This window comes from Gilliamella sp. ESL0441 (assembly GCF_019469185.1).
In the GTDB taxonomy this organism is placed as follows: Bacteria; Pseudomonadota; Gammaproteobacteria; order Enterobacterales; family Orbaceae; genus Gilliamella.
In genome coordinates, this window is the sequence record NZ_CP048264.1 from 2,297,221 (window position 1) to 2,315,590 (window position 18,370).

Genomic DNA, 18,370 nt, shown 5'->3' on the forward strand with positions numbered 1-18,370 from the left:
TCATTGTTTGATTGGCAAATAGACAGAAAATTCAGTGTGTCCAGGCCAACTATTAAATTCAATTTTACCATGATGTTGATCAACAATATTATGTGCAATAGAAAGACCGATTCCTGTCCCACCTTCATAACCGCTTACCATAGGATAAAAAAGTGTATCTTGAATATGAACAGGTACCCCCGGTCCATTATCTTCAATATCAATACGTGCACATAGTCGATAACGTTGTCCATGCAATGTAATTTGAAAGGCAGTTCTCGTTCTGATTGTTATCGTACCTGTTTTCGTACCAATAGCCTGTAAAGCATTTCGCACAATATTTAAAATAACTTGTTCGATCTGCTCTGAATCATGGATAAATTCTGGCAAACTTGGATCATAATCCCGTAAAATAGTCACATTTAATGGTTTTTCGATGCATAATAACGCATAAGTTCGCTCAATCGCTTGATGAATATTTTGTACTTTTTGGTGCAAGCGTTGCTGTGGTCCTAATAACCTATCTACTAGATTCCTTAATCTATCTGCTTGTTCAATAATAATTTGCGTATAATCTTGCAACTCATTTTTTGGTAATTCTCGTGATAATAATTGTGCGGCACCTCGAAGCCCACCTAATGGGTTTTTAATTTCATGTGCTAGCCCTCGCACAAGTTCACGAGCAGCACTTTGTTGAGCTTGTTGTAACTGTTCTTGGCTTAACCGTTTATGATTATTTAAAGGCGCCATTTCAATTAAGATCTGTTCATTACTTAAGGGTTGTGCCGTTAACGATAAGATATGCAATTCATTATTCACCACCAAATTCACTTCAGTATCCGTAAAACCTTGATTTTTGGATAATGAACTTTGCATTAACTCGAAATCTAAAGAATGGTAACTCAATAAATCAGGAAGATAACTATCTAATAACTTTTTGGGACTTTGTGCTAATAGCTGTTGGGCAGCGGTATTGGCGTAAACAATATTGAGATTTTTATCAAGTAATAAAATACTTGTAATCATCGAGTTGAGAACAAGATCAGCATCAGATTCACTATCAAATGTCATCGTCGGTATTCCGTCCTCATTAAAATCCACCGCTTTAGACGGTGGATTAACTGTTTAAATTTTAGATAAATTTATAAACTATAGTAAAGTTCAAATTCAACTGGATGTGGTGTCATACGTACACGATCAACATCTTGACGTTTTAAATCAATATACGCATCAATCGTATCATTAGTGAAGACATTACCACGCGTTAAGAATTCACGATCAGCATCTAATGCATTAAGCGCTTCTTCAAGTGAACCTGCCACTTGTGGAATTAATTTAGATTCTTCCGGTGGTAAATCATATAAGTTTTTATCCATTGCATCGCCAGGATGAATTTTGTTAATAATACCATCTAAACCAGCCATTAACTGCGCAGCAAATGATAAATATGGATTACCTGCTGGATCAGGGAAACGAACTTCAATACGGCGTGCTTTCGGGCTAGTCACAACCGGAATACGAATTGAAGCAGAACGGTTACGAGCAGAATACGCAAGCATAACAGGCGCTTCATAACCCGGTACTAAACGTTTATATGAGTTTGTTGCAGGGTTAGTAAATGCATTGATAGCTTTAGCATGTTTAATAATACCGCCAATATAGAATAATGCCATCTCAGAAAGCCCAGCATATTTATCACCGGCAAATAAGTTAACTCCATCTTTAGCTAAAGATTGATGGCAGTGCATGCCTGAACCATTATCGCCAAACATCGGTTTTGGCATAAATGTCGCTGTTTTTCCATAAATATGCGCTACATTTTGCACAACATATTTATAAATTTGAACTTCATCCGCTTTTTTAGTTAATGTATTGAAACGACAAGCAATTTCATTTTGTCCTGCAGTTGCCACTTCATGGTGATGAGCTTCAACCACTAAACCAAGTTGTTCCATAATTAAACACATCTCTGAGCGGATATCTTGCGATGAATCAACCGGAGGAAGTGGGAAGTAACCGCCTTTTACGCCTGGGCGATGACCTTTGTTACCTTCTTCATATTTTGTGCCTGAATTCCAAGCGGCTTCAATATCATCAATATGAACAAAACTACCTGACATCGGTGAACCAAAACGAACATCATCAAATAAAAAGAATTCGGGTTCAGGTCCAAAAATTACGGTATCAGCAATGCCTGAAGATTTTAAAAACTCTTCAGCACGTTTTGCGATTGAACGAGGATCACGATCATAACCTTGTAATGTTGCAGGTTCGAGTACATCACAACGGAGATTTAATGTTACATCTTCAAAAAATGGATCAATAACGGCACTTGAAGCATCAGGCATTAATACCATATCCGATTCATTAATCCCTTTCCAACCAGCAATTGAAGAACCGTCAAACATTTTACCGTCTTCAAAAAAGTCAGCATCAATTTGACTAACGGGTATCGTAACGTGTTGCTCTTTACCTTTGGTATCAGTAAAACGCAAATCGACAAATTTAACATCATTTTCTTTAATTAGTGTTAATACTTTTTGTATAGACATGTATCTTCTCCGTTGAGGACAAATAATTGTTCAGTTCGTAAGGCATTCTTGCCAAGTTATTTTCTTTTATGCAAATATGATGCCAAGTTTTAAGTCACGTTTTTCTAGTGAATTTACGGGTTAAATAGTAACACAAATAGCATTGATGCACCAAAATAATGCATAAAAACACTTAGAATGCACCAATAAAAGGCGTTGCACATTTATTTTGCTAAAAAGATGTCGTTCACGCATTCAATCATCCTTGTAATAATCAAAAACTCAATAAGAATCTTCTCAATTTAACGCTCGATAATTTGGGGAACAACAAGATTTTCTTATAGGTACTGTATTTCAGTGCATAATATCGCTATAATCTCTCCTTATATTGAAAAACTAGGTAATTATAAAAGTATGGACTTTATTACACTCGAAATTATACCTTTTGTTAAAAATCATATTTTACTTTCTTTAGGTTGGATTGTACTTTTTATTGCAATCATTGTATTAACCATCAAAAGTAAGTTATCAAAAGTTAAAATCATTAATAATGCTCAAGCAATCAATCTGATTAATAAACAAAATGCTAAAATCATTGATTTGCGATCAGCTGATAGTTTCAAAAAGGGGCATATTACCGATTCCCTGAATATACTCCCCATTGATATCAAAAATGCGAGTGCAAATTCTATTGAAAAACATAAAGAAAATTTTGTTATTTTAGTTGATGATAATGGTCTATCATCAGTCGGTATCGGTGAAATACTAGTTAAACAAGGTTTCTTGAATGTTTTTGCATTAAAAGATGGCATTGCAGGATGGAATGGCGAAAATTTACCATTAGTTAGAAAATAAAACTATATTAAAATAAGGTTAGATCATGACAGAACAAAACAATACACAACAACCAGAAACACAATTTGCAATTCAACGTATTTATACAAAAGATGTTTCATTTGAAACCAATAATGTACCTGAAGTTTTTACCAAACAATTTCAACCAGCCATGAATGTTGAATTGAATACATCATCTCAATCCTTAAATGATGATGTTTATGAAGTCGCATTACGCATTACAGTAACAATGAAGTCACAAGACGAAGTTGCCTATATTTGTGAAGTAACGCAAGCAGGTATTTTTTCACTCGTTGGATTCAATGATGCACAGTTACAACACTGTTTAGGTGCTTACTGTCCGAATATTTTATTCCCGTATGCACGAGAAACAATTTCTAACTTAGTCATTAAAGGTTCTTTCCCACCAGTTAATTTAGAACCGGTTAACTTTGACGTGTTATTTATGAACTATCTTCAACAGCAACAACAATCAGTTGAAGAAGAATCAACAGAAACATTACAATAATCATTGTGATTTAATCTAGAACGATAAATCTAACGGTTAATTATGGAAAAACATGCTGTTGTCACAGTAATCGGTGCAGGTTCTTACGGAACCTCTTTAGCTATTTTACTTGCACGTAATGGTCATCAAACATTATTGTGGGGACATAATTCACACAAAATGATGGCTTTACAGCATGACAGGCAAAATAAACAATTTTTGCCTGATATTCCTTTTCCTGAATTACTGCACATTGAAAGTGATCTGCAAACAGCTGTTTCAGCGTCACCAATCTTACTCATAGTGGTACCTAGCCATGCTTTTGGTACTATTTTAAAGCAAATAAAACCCTATTTACGCAAAGATAGTAAAATTGTTTGGGCAACCAAAGGACTTGAGGTCAATACCGGACGTTTATTGCAAGATGTCGCCAGAGAAATTTTAGGCAATCAAATCCCCCTAGCTGTCATTTCAGGCCCTACTTTTGCTAAAGAAGTTGCCTCAGGTTTGCCAACGGCGGTAACAGTTGCTTCAACGGATGATGATTTTTTAACTGAGTTACAAAATTTATTTCATTGTAGTAAAAGTTTTCGGGTCTATAGCAGTAAAGATTTTATTGGGGTGCAACTTGGTGGCGCCATTAAAAATGTGATTGCGATAGGAGCAGGATTGTCTGATGGGCTGGGTTTTGGTGCGAATGCAAGAACAGCGTTAATCACACGTGGACTGGCTGAAATGATGCGATTGGGCGAAGCGCTTGGTGCAGATCCTGCAACGTTTATGGGCATGGCTGGACTTGGTGATCTTGTATTAACCTGTACGGATAATCAATCACGAAATCGACGTTTCGGTATTTTGCTGGGACAAAATAAATCTATTCAAGAAGCACAAGATATTATCGCACAAGTTGTCGAAGGATTTAAAAATACTAAAGAAGTTTGGACACTTGCAAAACAATATCATGTGGATATGCCAATCACTGAACAAATTTATAAAGTACTATACGAGCATAAAGATCCTAAACAAGCGGCAATGACCTTACTCGGACGATCACAGAAAGAAGAACTAAAAAGTTAATTTTTAATACCGTTATATCATCACTTTGTATTAACGCTATTAAATAACGTTGTAATTAAAATGAGCTATTCTTTCTAATCTTTAGCTTATATATTTGTTCCAATACCCTTTTCTTTTGCTTTTAGATAAATATCATATCCAACATAAACATCGAGAACGGCTGTTCCCACCGTTTTAAATAAAGTGATTTGCTCATCGTTTTGGCGACATTTTTGCGAATCAGTAACTAATTCACCCAACTCAAAAAAATCATTTTTTGATACACGTTTCTGGTTAATTGGATCAATAATATCCCCTGCTTCGGCAAAAACGCCCTCTTTAGTATCAAGTACACGAATGTCCGCTTTTTCAACAATATTACTTGGTATTTCATGCATTTCATGGGTATATGCACCCACACCATTAATATGAGTACCAGGCTTAACGATATCACCATTAAATGTGACCACTTTAGATGTTGTCACTGAGGTGATAATATCTGCTTGACCAATGTCTTCATCAAAATTTTGCGAAAAATAGAGATTGGCTGAAAAATGTGAAAAGTGTTTTTTCATCGCTTCCGTAAATTGTTTCGCTTTTTGTTCATCGATATCGTAAATAGCTACATCAGTAAGATCCCGAACGGTTAACATGGCTTCTAATTGTGATACTGCCTGACCTCCTGTTCCAATTAATACTGCTCGTCGAGCATTTTTTCTTGCTAACAGATCGGTTGCCGCACCTTGTACCGCCCCTGTACGAAGTTGAGTTACAAAAGTACCATCTAAAATGGCACAAACTTCCCCAGTTAAAGGATCTAACATCATCACTTGCGCTGGTACGGAGGGTTTACCCAATTTAGGATTATCCGGAAATACAGACACAATTTTAATGCCAACGATATCCTTACCTTTTATATGCGCGGGCATAAATAAACTTTGCCCTTTCTGCATATCAAAATTGATACGTAAAGGCACTTCACTATCTCCTTGGGTATAGATTTTTAAAGCTTGTTTATCTGCCTCAATGGCATCTTTCATACTATAAACATGTTGAATATCATTTGCGGATAAAATTAACATTTTCACTCCAGACCTTTTTTTATGATTTATTTTACGTTTTTTATAGGCATTGTCTAACTTTTAGATAACTAAACAAAGAAAATCATTAATCATGTTCAGATTATTCATAATAAATTCAAAATAAACAACATATCTTGTGTATTTCCTCTATTTTCACTATTATGACAAGGTGCAATTTTGCACGGAAATTGAGAATTAAGATGTTATTCAATATATTAAGGGTTATTTTAAAGTTTCTTTTTCATGTCAAAATTTATGGTAACCTAAAAAACTTAAAGCAAGAAAGATTGCTTATCACTCCTAACCATGTTTCCTTTCTTGATGGTCTTCTAATCGGTGTTTTCTTACCTGTTAGACCCGTGTTTGCCATTTATTCAGGTTATATTGATCACTGGTTAGTTCGTTTAGCAAAACGGTACGTGGATTTTGTGCCGATGGATCCGATTAATCCTATGGCGATTAAACGCTTAGTACGCGAAATTGAAAAAGGACGTCCGATAGTCATATTCCCTGAAGGAAGAATCACCGTAACAGGGTCATTAATGAAAATTTATGATGGAGCGGCTTTTGTAGCGGCTCGATCGAAAGCAACAATTGTACCAGTCTGGATTGAAGGAGCAGAGTTCACATTAACTAGCCGCCTAAAAGGACTGTTTAAACGCCGCTTATTCCCGAAAATAACGATTCATGTACTTGAACCGACCACAATTCCAATGCCAAATGCGCCTAAAGCAAAAGACAAACGCTATATAGCGGGTGAAAAATTGCATCAAATCATGATGAATGCTCGTTTGGCAAGCCGTCCTAAATTAACACTATTTGAAGCATTACTTGAAGCACAAGTTCGCTACGGGACAAAATCAAGAACAGTACAAGACCCGACAACGTCCGAATTATCTTATCGTAATTTACTTAAGCAAATTATTGGTGTAAGTTGCATTATCGAAAAAATTACCGAAAAAAAAGAACGAGTGGGTGTTTTACTCCCCAATGCCACAATCACCGTTGCGACTATTTTCGGTTTATTAGTGAAAAACCGAGTACCTGCCATGCTTAATTATACTGCTGGTACAAAGGGATTAACCTGTGCAATTACTGCCGCCGAAATTAAATCCATTGTCACGTCGCGTAAATTTATTCAAAAAGGTAAACTCGATTATCTCTTAGATGAGATCAAAGGCATTAAGTGGTATTTTCTGGAAGATTTACGTAGTAGTTTGACTTTAAAAGATAAGCTCTATGTGGCAGTGAATCAATATATTCCACGTTTTGTTGAATGTAATCAGACAAGTGATGATGAAGCACTTGTTCTTTTTACATCAGGCTCTGAGGGTAACCCTAAAGGGGTTGTGCATACGCATGGTAGTCTACTTGCTAATGTTGAACAAATTCGATCGGTCATTGATCCTACTCCAGCCGATCGATTTATGTCTGCGTTACCGTTGTTCCATGCTTTTGGTATCACAGCTGGTTTATTTTTACCGCTTTTTTCAGGTAGTCGTACATTTTTATATCCAAACCCATTACACTATCGAATGGTACCAGAAATTATTTATGACCAAAATTGTACCGTTCTATTTGGTACACCAACTTTTTTAGCTAACTATGCTCGCTATGCCCACCCATTTGATTTTATGCGTTTACGCTATGTGGTAGCTGGCGCTGAAAAATTATCAGAACCAGTACGAGAACTATGGAAAGATAAATATGGCATTCGTATTTTAGAAGGTTATGGCGTCACCGAATGTGCACCGGTCGTTGCCCTCAATGTACCTATGGCATTTAAAAATGGCACAGTTGGTCGTTTATTGCCGGGGATGACTTCACGGTTAATTCATATACCTGGCATTAGTGAGGGAGGAGAGTTACAAGTTAAAGGGCCAAACGTGATGAAAGGTTATTTGCGCGTTGAAAATCCAGGCACCCTTGAACCACCTGTCGCCATAGATGAAAACGGTGAAGCTGAACAGGGTTGGTACGATACCGGTGATATCGTTTCAATTGATGATGAAGGTTTTATCACCATTAAAGGACGACTAAAACGATTTGCCAAAATAGCAGGTGAAATGGTCTCTTTAGAGAGTGTAGAGGCACTCGCTAAAAAAGTGGATCCCGATGCAATGCATGGTGCAACAGTAAAAGCTGATGCAGCAAAAGGGGAAGCAATTGTACTTTTCACAACTTCAACCAAGTTAGATCGTGAACAACTAAGTCAAACAGCACAAGAACTTGGTATTCCTGCTTTAGCCGTTCCTCGTGATATTCGAGTTGTTAAAGAACTTCCACTTCTTGGAACAGGAAAAATAGACTTTATCACACTTCGAAAAATGGCTGACGAATAGCATAAGGATATCACATGAACCACAATTCACTATTAAGCAAAGGCATGGTGGCAACCATGCTGGCGCAATTCTTTTCGGCATTTGCAGATAATGCAATATTCTTTGCTATTCTTGCATATATCAAAAAGTTTCACTATCCTGAATGGAGTCAGTCAGTATTACAAATTGGTTTTGTGATTCCTTTTATCATCCTTTCTCCTTTTGTTGGTCAATTTGCAGACTGTATGTCTAAAGGAAAAGTCATGATGATTTCAAATGGTATGAAGCTATTAGGCGCAGCCTGTATCTGTCTTAATTTCAACCCTTTTATTGGCTATTTTTTAGTAGGTGTTGGTGCAGCGGGTTATTCGCCTGCTAAATATGGCATTTTAGGCGAACTGACTTCAGGTAATAATTTAGTCAAAGCGAATGGATTGATAGAAGCATCCACTATTGCGGCTATTTTACTGGGTTCACTTGCTGGTGGACATCTTGCCGATATGAATGTCAGTGCGTCCTTACTTGCATGTGTATTAATGTATGGTTTTGCTGTTATTGCTAATATTTTTATTCCTAAACTCCCTGCTGCCAGAAAAGATATTCAATGGAATATAAAGGGTATGATAAAAGATTTTAGTAAAACCGTTCACATTATTCTCAATAATAAACTTGTTTTATATACTTTATTAGGCACAAGTCTATTCTGGGGGGCGGGAGTTACCTTACGATTTTTATTAATCCTTTGGGTACCAGCTGTTTTAAATATTACTGATATCGCAACACCAACAAATCTAAATGCAGTCGTTGCTATCGGTATTGTTATTGGAGCAGGATTAGCCAGCTTATTGATCTCAATCAATAATACGTTACGTTGCATTCCGGCAGGTATTATGATGGGCATTGCCGTTATCGCATTCACTTTACAAAGCAACCTTATTGCTTGTTATGTATTATTAATTGTTATTGGTGCGTTAGGCGGATTCTTTTTAGTACCCTTAAATGCATTAATTCAAAAAACGGGTAAAGATCTTGTGGGTGCAGGCAGTGTCATTTCCGTACAAAATTTAAGTGAATATACTACAATGATGGTTATGTTGGGTCTTTATACTGTTGCTGTATCTTTTAAGATCTCGATAATAACAATTGGCGTTAGTTTCGGCGCTTTATTTGCAATTGTCATCTTTTTACTGTGGCTAGGATTAAAAAAGTATGCAACCAATAAATCTATCAAAAATGTTAACTGAAAGTCGTAATCCATACAGCGAAAAAATTGATAGCTGTTCGACGATCGATATACTCAAAATCATCAATAATGAAGATAAGCATGTTGCCGTTGCTGTTGAAAAAGAGTTAGCAAATATCGCTAAAGCAGTGGATGTGATTAGTCAAACTTTTTTAAATCACGGTCGTTTAATTTATCTCGGTGCCGGCACTTCAGGTCGGCTTGGTATTTTAGATGCAAGTGAATGCCCACCCACCTATGGCACCCCTTCTCAACAAGTCATCGGATTGATTGCTGGTGGTCAAACGGCAATTTTTAAAGCAGTTGAAAATGCCGAAGATAATCCTGAATTAGCAATAACTGATTTGAAAAATATTCACTTTTCAGCCAATGATATTTTAGTTGGTATTGCCGCAAGTGGTCGCACTCCCTACGTTATAGGTGGTATGCAATTTGCTAAGTCAATCGGCGCAACAGTGATAAGTTTATGCTGTAACCCCAATGCCCCTATGATTGATCTGGCAGACGTCGCCATCACACCAATTGTAGGAGCTGAAGTGATAACGGGGTCATCAAGAATGAAAGCCGGAACAGCACAAAAACTCGTCCTTAATATGTTAACCACCGCAAGCATGATCAAAATTGGTAAAGTTTACGGTAATTTAATGGTCGATGTCGAAGCCACTAATGCTAAATTAATTGAGCGACAAATATCCATTGTCATGCAAGCAACTGAATGTGACCGCCAAACGGCGGTGTTAGCACTTAAACAGAGTGATAGACACTGTAAAACAGCTATTTTAATGATTCTCGGTCACTTTGATGTTGATCAAGCAAAAAAATTATTATCAGAAAATAATGGTTTTATCAGAAAAGCACTATCGGCGAGTTGATAAGATAATTATAGAAAAACAAACATAAATGGTCTGTTTTTATGATCTATGTCTAATTTTCAAATTAGGATTATTGACAATCTATAACATAATAGAGAAATATAAAAACTGTACCATTTATTTAAACAGAATATTACAGGCATAACAGTGCACTGAGATAATTATAATAATATGATTTAGTAAGATTAAGCGTAAATTCATCACTTCTTTCATGGATGTATACACTTCTCGCTAATTTCTGATATTAATTTTTTATTCAATTTTTGAAAGACACACAAGGACATTGTATGAGGAAATCACTATTTCATATCGCTATACTTGGTATTTTCATCCTATCAACGCCAATGGTTGTCTATAGTCAAAATCATCAGCTTTTAACAAATTCCAATTTATCAACGATATCCACTATCTCGGATCCAACTTTGATAAAAACCCAATTTGGATTAGTTAAAGGTCAACTCGACAACATCAACAACGTTCTCGTGTGGACAGGCATACCTTATGCGAAAGCACCCTCAGGGGAGCTAAGATGGAAAAAACCGATTGCCCCTGAACCATGGGAAGGTATATTTGATGCAACTCAAGCGAGTCCTATCGCATTTCAGCTCAATGAAGATAACATCGTTGGTTCAGATAACAGTTTAAATCTCAATATCTATCGACCAAATAATAATAAAAAAAATTTACCAGTTCTCGTTTATATTCACGGTGGAAACAACCAAATCGGAAAAGCAGAAGAGATGACTGGCAACGGCATGGTAACCGATCTGGATGCAATTTTTATCTCAATTAATTATCGTTTGGGGCCACTCGGATTTAATCCGCTTCCTGCCTTGCAAACGGGTGATAAACTCGAAGATTCGGGTAACTATGCGTTATTGGATATGGCAAAATCATTGGATTGGATTAAAGACAATATTACCTATTTTGGCGGAAATCCTCACAATATCACTGTCTCTGGTTTTTCAGCGGGTGGGCGAGATGTGATGGCGATGTTAATCTCACCTATTTTTAAAGATAAATTTCAAAAAGCGATCTCTTTTAGTGGTGGTATGACCATAGCAAATAAGGAAGATAGCATTAAAGTCTTTGCCAAAGCTATTGCCCCACTTGCTGTTGAAGATAAAATAAAGCCGACCGAAGAACAAGCTTATCATTGGCTGTTAACCAATCATCCCGATGTCAAAGCATATTTGTATAGCCTATCTTCTGAAAGATTGGTTTCACTGATGAATAATGCCGGAATCAGAATGAGTGTCTTTCCGCATTTATATAACGACGGCTATGTGATCCCCAAAGAAGGGTTTAATACGCATCAATATCATTCTGTGCCATTGATCATGCTGACCGGTACGGGTGAATTTTCATTATTCGCAAAATCTTCAGCTTATTTTAGCTCATCCTTCAATCATGGTATACCAAGTGGACAAACACTAACAGCATTTCAATTCGCCAATAAATATGGCGGAAAATTATATGATTTATTTAACGTTTCAGACTCAGCCCAAAAAATGGCACCTTTTTATAAAGCAAAAATTTATGGTATGGAAATACAATATGGCGAAGATCAAAATGTTGTAGGCTTACCAATGGGATTATATGGTGCTTTTCATGGTGTTTTTTTACCACTGATGGATCCGTATTCAGAAAATTATAACGGGTTAATAGCAAATGCCTATAAAACTCAAGGCGCTAAACAACTCAGTAAGATTTATAAAAAATATATTCATAATTTTATTTATAACGGCGATCCTAATGGTGACGATTTAGTTTATTGGAATAATTGGTCAACAACAAATAATAATGCGGATAAGGGACTACTCTATATCAATGCCGACAAAGAAAAAGCTATAGTTTATATGGGAAGACAAAATTTGGTTTATAGTGATGTTCTTGATGAAATGGATAACGACCAATCTGTGACACAAGAAATCAAAAAGATTATTATTTCTGAAGTATTAAATGGGCGGTGGTTTAGTCATGAACTAGATCTTAGATATCATAATAAGTCATTATGGATAAAATGATGTATTCTTGATAAAACGTTTAGATTAAATAAGATAATTAGCAAAAAAATATCTTGAATATCTCATTATTGAAAATTTTGAAATTTATAAACCATTAAAAAGTTATTTAAGCAAAAAAGCTATTTACAAAATGGGGATTTATTTCAATAATTCTATTCGAAATAAAACTTATATTGGTTCGTTAATATCACGAATTTCAGCCCTGTTTAAAGTTACAGACTATATTATTTATAGTTAATTTTTAATATCAATTTTTGATAAAAATTTATGACATTTATATTATGAATATAATATAAAAATTGGGAGGTAGTTGTATGGTAGGAATTATTCTAGCAACTCATGGTGAGTTTGCAGAAGGGATTCTACAATCTGGGTCAATGATTTTTGGAGAGCAAGAAAACGTGCAAGCTGTAACCTTGCATCCAAGTGATAGCCCGGAGAGTTTAAAAGAACGAATGTTAGCCGCAATAGCAACATTCGACGATCAAAATGAAGTACTTTTTTTAGTTGATTTATGGGGTGGCACGCCATTTAATCAAGCCAATAACCTATGTGGTGAACACCCTAATTGGGCAATTGTTGCAGGTTTAAATCTGCCGATGCTTATTGAAGCTTATTCATCTCGTTTTTCAATGGAAACAGCTAAAGAAATTGCCGTCGCAATCTTAGAATCAGCGAAAGAAGGAATTAAAGCAACAGTTGAAGCACCTGCTGCAAGCACCACTGCCACTCAACAAACGAATACCATACCTGAAGGCACCGTTCTAGGTGATGGTAAAATGAAAATTGTCTTGGCTCGGGTTGACTCTCGTTTATTACATGGTCAAGTCGCCACCGCTTGGACAAAATCAACCAATCCTAATCGTATCATCGTGGTATCGGATTCAGTATCGAAAGATGAATTAAGAAAAAAACTGATCGAAGAAGCCGCGCCTCCTGGGGTAAAAGCAAATGTCGTGCCGATTAAAAAAATCATCGAAGTTTCGCGCGATCCACGATTTGGCAATACTAAAGCATTATTACTATTCGAAAACCCACAAGATGTATTACGAACTATTGAAGGCGGGGTCGACATTGATACCCTTAATATTGGCTCAATGGCGCACTCTGTCGGTAAAGTAATGGTAAATAAAGTGCTGTCAATGAATGCGGATGATGTAGAAACATTTGAAAAATTAAAAGAAAAACACGTTAAATTTGATGTTCGCAAAGTACCTAATGATTCTAATAGTAATATGGATGAATTGTTGAAAAAAGCGAAAGAAGAATTAGCAGCACAAAAGAATTAGGACTTATACAAGAGGTTATATTATGACATTATCAATTGTTGCTATCATTTTAGTGATAGTTATTGCCTTTCTGGCAGGAATGGAAGGTATTTTAGATCAGTTTCAATTTCATCAACCGTTAGTTGCCTGTTCATTAATTGGTTTGGTGACCGGTAATCTTGAAGCGGGTGTTTATTTGGGTGGCTCATTACAAATGATAGCCTTAGGTTGGGCTAACATTGGTGCCGCCGTTGCACCCGATGCCGCTTTAGCCTCTGTGGCTTCGTCCATCATTTTAGTCTTAGGTGGACAAGGTGAAGCAGGCGTATCAACAGCTATTGCTGTTGCCATTCCTTTAGCGGTTGCTGGATTATTTTTAACAATGATTGTCCGAACCATTGCGGTACCTTTAGTACATATGATGGATGCAGCGGCAGAAGAAGGTAATATCCGTAAAATTGAACTATTACAAATATTAGGTATCTGCTTACAAGGTTTAAGAATTGCCATTCCGGCAGCTGCGCTATTATTTATTCCAGCCGAAACAGTAAAAGGCGTATTAGAATCTATGCCTGAATGGTTAACAAAAGGTATGGCAATTGGTGGTGGTATGGTCGTTGCTGTGGGTTATGCCATGGTAATTAATATGATGGCAAATCGTGAAGTTTGGCCATTCTTCATCATCGGTTTTGTGGTTGCGGCTATCTCAGAATTAACCCTTATTGCGTTAGGTGCATTAGGTATTGCATTAGCAATGATTTATCTTAGCCTTTCAGAACGTGGCAATTCATCAAATGGTGGAAGCAAAGGTGATCCACTTGACGATATTTTAAATGATTACTAGGTACTTGGAGTAAAAAAATGACTGATAAAATTCAATTAAGCAAAAAAGATCGTTTAGCGGTTGCTTGGCGCTCAACCTTTCTCCAAGGTTCTTGGAATTATGAACGTATGCAAAATGGTGGTTGGGTCTATTCAATGATCCCTGCAATAAAAAAACTCTATACCACCAAAGAAGATCGTTCAGCAGCACTTAAACGCCATTTAGAATTCTTTAACACTCACCCTTATTTAGCTTCACCGGTTCTTGGTGTAACGCTTGCTCTCGAAGAAGAACGTGCTAATGGTGCTGCTGTTGATGATGTTGCCATCCAAGGTGTAAAAGTTGGGATGATGGGACCTTTAGCCGGAGTTGGTGATCCCGTGTTCTGGTTTACGGTAAGACCAATGCTTGGTGCGCTTGGCGCATCACTTGCACTTAGTCACAGTGTTATGGGACCAATTTTATTCTTTTTACTTTGGAATATTATCCGTTGGAGTTTTATGTGGTACACCCAAGAGTTTGGTTACCGTACAGGTTCTAAAATTACCGATAATTTATCGGGTGGCTTACTGCAAAAAATTACCAAAGGTGCTTCCATTTTAGGGATGTTTATTCTGGCGGCCTTGGTACAAAGGTGGGTATCAATTAATTTCCAACCAGTCGTTTCAAAAGTTAAAATGGCCGACGGTACTTTTATTGATTGGAATCACTTACCAACTGGTTCAGAAGGCATTCAAACCGCATTACAACAAATGCAAGCAGGGTTATCCCTTACTCAAGAAAAGGTCACCACCTTACAAAATAACTTAGACCAACTGATACCTGGACTGGTTCCGTTACTTTTAACCTTTTTATGCATGTGGTTATTACGTAAAAAAGTATCACCAATCTTAATAATCCTCGGACTCTTTATTGTCGGGATTGTAGGACATGTGATTGGTCTTCTATAAGTTCAAACTTTAAGTAATCGATAAAAAGCATAATTTACTGTTTAAATTATGCTTTTTTATCTTTTATCAATAAATATTTGAATAATTGAGTCCAAAGGTTTTGGCTGTTCACATCATAAAAAAAACAATAAATTAACTTTAGTATTAATATGGAAGTCATATAAATGGTTCAATCATTAAACTCCAAAATAGACCTAACCGTTAAAGCTACCGCATTTACAGCTTTTACCGAGTATGGACAAATTATGATTGGAAATAAAGCGTTGGAATTTTATCATCAGCGAGATGCACGTAAATACATCCAAATCCCATGGCAAGAAGTCGAATATGTTTCTGCATCCGTCTTATTTGGGGGAAAATGGATACCACGTTATACTATCCACACAAAACAAAATGGCTCCTTTACCTTTGCCTCAAAAAATCCTAAAGACGTATTAAGAGCAATCCGAGTTTATATTGGTGGTGACAAAATGGTAAAATCATTAGGTTTTTTTGGTGTTTTAAAGCGAGCATTTACTCGCAAACCAAGTCAAAAATAATCGATGCTGATAAGCATGTAAATCATTCCTAATATTATAAATTATCCTGCGTTACTCATGGTGAGGGTGACAACGGATAATGAATACTATTTTGTCTATTCATTTTTTAATTGAATCTATTATATACTATCTTGTCTCTATCAATCATAATCAGTCATTGCACTTTTTGCCAGAAGGAGTATAATTCTGGGGCTTTGATTCTGTCCATGTTGGGCAGGAAAAAGATTATTTTTTAATTTAAGAGGATGTTATGGTAACTATTCGTTTAGCTCGTGGTGGCTCTAAAAAGCGCCCTTTTTATCAAGTAGTTGTCACTGATAGCCGTAACCCACGTGATGGTCGTTTTATCGAACGCATTGGTTTCTTTAATCCAATTGCACAAGGTAAAGCAGAAGAATTACGTTTAGATCTTGATCGCGTAAATCATTGGGTTGGTTTAGGTGCAACTGTTTCTGATCGTGTTAATTCATTGATCAAACAAGCACAAAAAGCTGCTTAATTAAGTAATAGATAGTCACTGTAAAATGAATACTGAGAATTTCATTGTTGTTGGTAAACTTGGTTCAAGCTACGGCATTCGTGGATGGCTCAGAATTTTTTCGTTTACAGAATTTCCAGATAGTATTTTTGATTACACTCCTTGGTATATCCAGCGAGCTGGAAAATGGCAAGAGGTAATCGTAGAAAGCTTTAAACCCCATAATCAAGATATGATTGTGAAACTCAAAGGTGTTGACGATCGTGATCAAGCCAATGCATTAACCAACATTGAAGTGTTTGTCGATGCTGAAAATTTGCCTGAACTGAATCATGGTGATTTTTATTGGAAAGATCTGATTGGGTGCCGAGTAAAAACAGTCAACGGTTACGATTTAGGTCAGGTCACTGATTTAATGGAGACCGGCTCTAATGATGTATTGGTGGTAAAAGCAAATCTAAAAGATGCATTTGGAGCAACAGAACGTTTAATCCCTTTTGTTGAAGAACAATTTATTAAACAAGTTGATCTAACAACAAAAATGATTGTGGTCGATTGGGATCCTGCTTTTTAATTGGTAAGGTAACACTATGTGGATTGGCGTAATTAGCCTTTTTCCCGAAATGTTTCAAGCCATTACCTGTTATGGCGTAACTGGTCGAGCTGTAAAAAATGGGCTGTTAACAGTAAATTATTGGAATCCGCGCGACTTTGCGCATGATAAGCATAAGACTGTCGATGACAGACCTTATGGCGGTGGGCCGGGTATGTTAATGATGGTACAACCCCTTAGGGATGCAATTCATGCAGCGAAAGCTGTAGCAGGTGACAATACAAAAGTAATCTATCTTTCCCCACAAGGGCGCAAATTGAACCAACAAGGCGTTTGCGAATTGTCACAAAATCAAAAATTAATTTTGATTTGTGGACGTTACGAAGGTATTGATGAACGCGTGATCCAAACCGAGATTGACGAAGAATGGTCAATTGGAGATTACGTATTGAGTGGCGGTGAATTACCGGCAATGACGATGATTGATGCACTGGCAAGATTTATTCCCGGCGTGTTAAATCATGAATCATCAGCAGAAGAAGACTCTTTTGCTAACGGTTTACTTGATTGTCCTCACTATACCAGACCTGAGGTGTTAGATGGAATGGCGGTGCCTGACGTGTTAATGTCTGGTCACCATGAAGCGATTCGTCGTTGGCGATTAAAACAATCCCTTGGACGAACTTGGTTAAGAAGAGAAGATCTTCTTGAAAATCTAGCTCTGACTGATGAAGAGCAATGTTTACTCGCTGAGTTTCAACGTGAATATCAGGATAAACATAGCCATTAAGATTTCAGTATAACTAGTAAGAGATAATATTATGAAAAATGCAATTATTCAGCAATTAGAACAAGAACAAATGAAAAAAGACATCCCGTCTTTTCGCCCGGGTGATACGGTTGAAGTAAAAGTATGGGTTGTTGAAGGTAACAAAAAACGTCTTCAAGCATATGAAGGTGTGGTTATTGCAATTCGCAATCGTGGTTTACATTCTGCATTTACAGTACGTAAAATTTCGAATGGCGAAGGTGTTGAACGAGTATTCCAAACTCACTCACCGATTGTTGATTCAATTACTGTGAAACGTCGTGGTCAAGTACGTCAAGCTAAACTTTACTACTTACGCGAACTTCGTGGTAAAGCGGCTCGTATTAAAGAGCGCCTAAACTAGTTTTTATTGATTAACAATAAAAAACGATTAAAATAGATTAAATAAAATATGGTCACCATTAAGGTGACCGTTTTTATGTGTAACCAATATTTTTTTCCCACCAGCTATCGTTGACACAATTCAAGCAATATCTT

Annotated in this window: 18 protein-coding genes; 15 read left to right on the top strand and 3 right to left on the bottom strand. The window is 36.6% G+C overall.

The window, feature by feature from the left end:
- Both glnL and glnA read right to left on the bottom strand, forming a co-directional pair.
- Positions 1–1,050, bottom strand: coding sequence for a nitrogen regulation protein NR(II) (gene glnL / locus GYM75_RS10235; protein WP_220215858.1), 1,050 nt, complete (start codon positions 1,048–1,050; stop codon positions 1–3).
- A gap of 71 nt (positions 1,051–1,121) precedes the next feature.
- Positions 1,122–2,531, bottom strand: coding sequence for a glutamate--ammonia ligase (gene glnA / locus GYM75_RS10240; RefSeq protein ID WP_065559692.1), 1,410 nt, complete (start codon positions 2,529–2,531; stop codon positions 1,122–1,124).
- Between the two features lie 393 nt (positions 2,532–2,924).
- On the opposite strand from glnA, the gene GYM75_RS10245 reads away from it, so the two are divergent.
- Genes GYM75_RS10245 through gpsA form a run of 3 tightly spaced genes read left to right on the top strand, consistent with a single transcriptional unit; the run spans position 2,925 to position 4,929 of the window.
- Complete coding sequence (locus tag GYM75_RS10245) at positions 2,925–3,365, top strand: rhodanese-like domain-containing protein (protein WP_363317403.1); 441 nt, start codon at positions 2,925–2,927, stop codon at positions 3,363–3,365.
- Positions 3,366–3,390: 25 nt separating this feature from the next.
- A complete protein-coding gene (secB, locus tag GYM75_RS10250) occupies positions 3,391–3,873 on the top strand; it encodes a protein-export chaperone SecB (protein ID WP_220215860.1) in 483 nt (160 codons plus the stop codon).
- Positions 3,874–3,912: 39 nt separating this feature from the next.
- Positions 3,913–4,929, top strand: coding sequence for an NAD(P)H-dependent glycerol-3-phosphate dehydrogenase (gene gpsA, locus GYM75_RS10255; RefSeq protein ID WP_370632180.1), 1,017 nt, complete (start codon positions 3,913–3,915; stop codon positions 4,927–4,929).
- Positions 4,930–5,015: 86 nt separating this feature from the next.
- Here the strand turns inward: gpsA and GYM75_RS10260 are convergent, their stop codons facing one another.
- On the bottom strand, positions 5,016–5,990 hold the full coding sequence (locus GYM75_RS10260; protein WP_220215862.1) for a hypothetical protein: 975 nt from the start codon (positions 5,988–5,990) through the stop codon (positions 5,016–5,018).
- A 200-nt stretch (positions 5,991–6,190) separates the two neighbouring features.
- Here GYM75_RS10260 and aas point away from each other — a divergent pair, with 200 nt between their 5' ends.
- The 12 genes from aas (at position 6,191) to rplS (ending at position 18,236) form a co-directional block, all read left to right on the top strand.
- On the top strand, positions 6,191–8,332 hold the full coding sequence (aas, locus tag GYM75_RS10265) for a bifunctional acyl-ACP--phospholipid O-acyltransferase/long-chain-fatty-acid--ACP ligase (protein ID WP_220215863.1): 2,142 nt from the start codon (positions 6,191–6,193) through the stop codon (positions 8,330–8,332).
- 14 nt (positions 8,333–8,346) lie between these two features.
- Positions 8,347–9,555 (top strand): lysophospholipid transporter LplT, encoded by a 1,209-nt coding sequence (gene lplT, locus GYM75_RS10270; RefSeq protein WP_220215864.1) that lies wholly within the window; start codon positions 8,347–8,349, stop codon positions 9,553–9,555.
- A complete protein-coding gene (gene murQ, locus GYM75_RS10275; RefSeq protein ID WP_220215865.1) occupies positions 9,521–10,426 on the top strand; it encodes an N-acetylmuramic acid 6-phosphate etherase in 906 nt (301 codons plus the stop codon). Before lplT ends, murQ begins: the two co-directional genes overlap by 35 nt.
- A gap of 287 nt (positions 10,427–10,713) precedes the next feature.
- Positions 10,714–12,453, top strand: a complete 1,740-nt coding sequence (locus GYM75_RS10280) for a carboxylesterase family protein (protein ID WP_220215866.1) — start codon at positions 10,714–10,716, stop codon at positions 12,451–12,453.
- A gap of 314 nt (positions 12,454–12,767) precedes the next feature.
- Positions 12,768–13,742 carry a mannose/fructose/sorbose PTS transporter subunit IIA gene (locus GYM75_RS10285; RefSeq protein WP_220215867.1) on the top strand — a complete coding sequence of 325 codons (975 nt, stop codon included), beginning with the start codon at positions 12,768–12,770 and terminating at the stop codon, positions 13,740–13,742.
- Positions 13,743–13,764: 22 nt separating this feature from the next.
- Positions 13,765–14,565 (top strand): PTS mannose/fructose/sorbose transporter subunit IIC, encoded by an 801-nt coding sequence (locus GYM75_RS10290; protein ID WP_220215868.1) that lies wholly within the window; start codon positions 13,765–13,767, stop codon positions 14,563–14,565.
- Positions 14,566–14,582: 17 nt separating this feature from the next.
- Positions 14,583–15,494, top strand: a complete 912-nt coding sequence (locus tag GYM75_RS10295) for a PTS system mannose/fructose/sorbose family transporter subunit IID (protein WP_220215869.1) — start codon at positions 14,583–14,585, stop codon at positions 15,492–15,494.
- Positions 15,495–15,658: 164 nt separating this feature from the next.
- Positions 15,659–16,033 (top strand): DUF956 family protein, encoded by a 375-nt coding sequence (locus tag GYM75_RS10300; protein WP_220215870.1) that lies wholly within the window; start codon positions 15,659–15,661, stop codon positions 16,031–16,033.
- A gap of 250 nt (positions 16,034–16,283) precedes the next feature.
- On the top strand, positions 16,284–16,532 hold the full coding sequence (rpsP, locus tag GYM75_RS10305; RefSeq protein WP_065559705.1) for a 30S ribosomal protein S16: 249 nt from the start codon (positions 16,284–16,286) through the stop codon (positions 16,530–16,532).
- Positions 16,533–16,557: 25 nt separating this feature from the next.
- The gene (gene rimM, locus GYM75_RS10310) at positions 16,558–17,085 is read left to right on the top strand and encodes a ribosome maturation factor RimM (RefSeq protein WP_220215871.1); all 528 of its coding nucleotides are present in this window, start codon (positions 16,558–16,560) and stop codon (positions 17,083–17,085) included.
- 16 nt (positions 17,086–17,101) lie between these two features.
- Entirely contained in the window at positions 17,102–17,854 is a 753-nt protein-coding gene (trmD, locus tag GYM75_RS10315) for a tRNA (guanosine(37)-N1)-methyltransferase TrmD (protein ID WP_220215872.1), read from the top strand.
- 31 nt (positions 17,855–17,885) lie between these two features.
- A complete protein-coding gene (rplS, locus tag GYM75_RS10320; RefSeq protein ID WP_034900792.1) occupies positions 17,886–18,236 on the top strand; it encodes a 50S ribosomal protein L19 in 351 nt (116 codons plus the stop codon).
- Positions 18,237–18,370 lie beyond the last annotated feature (134 nt).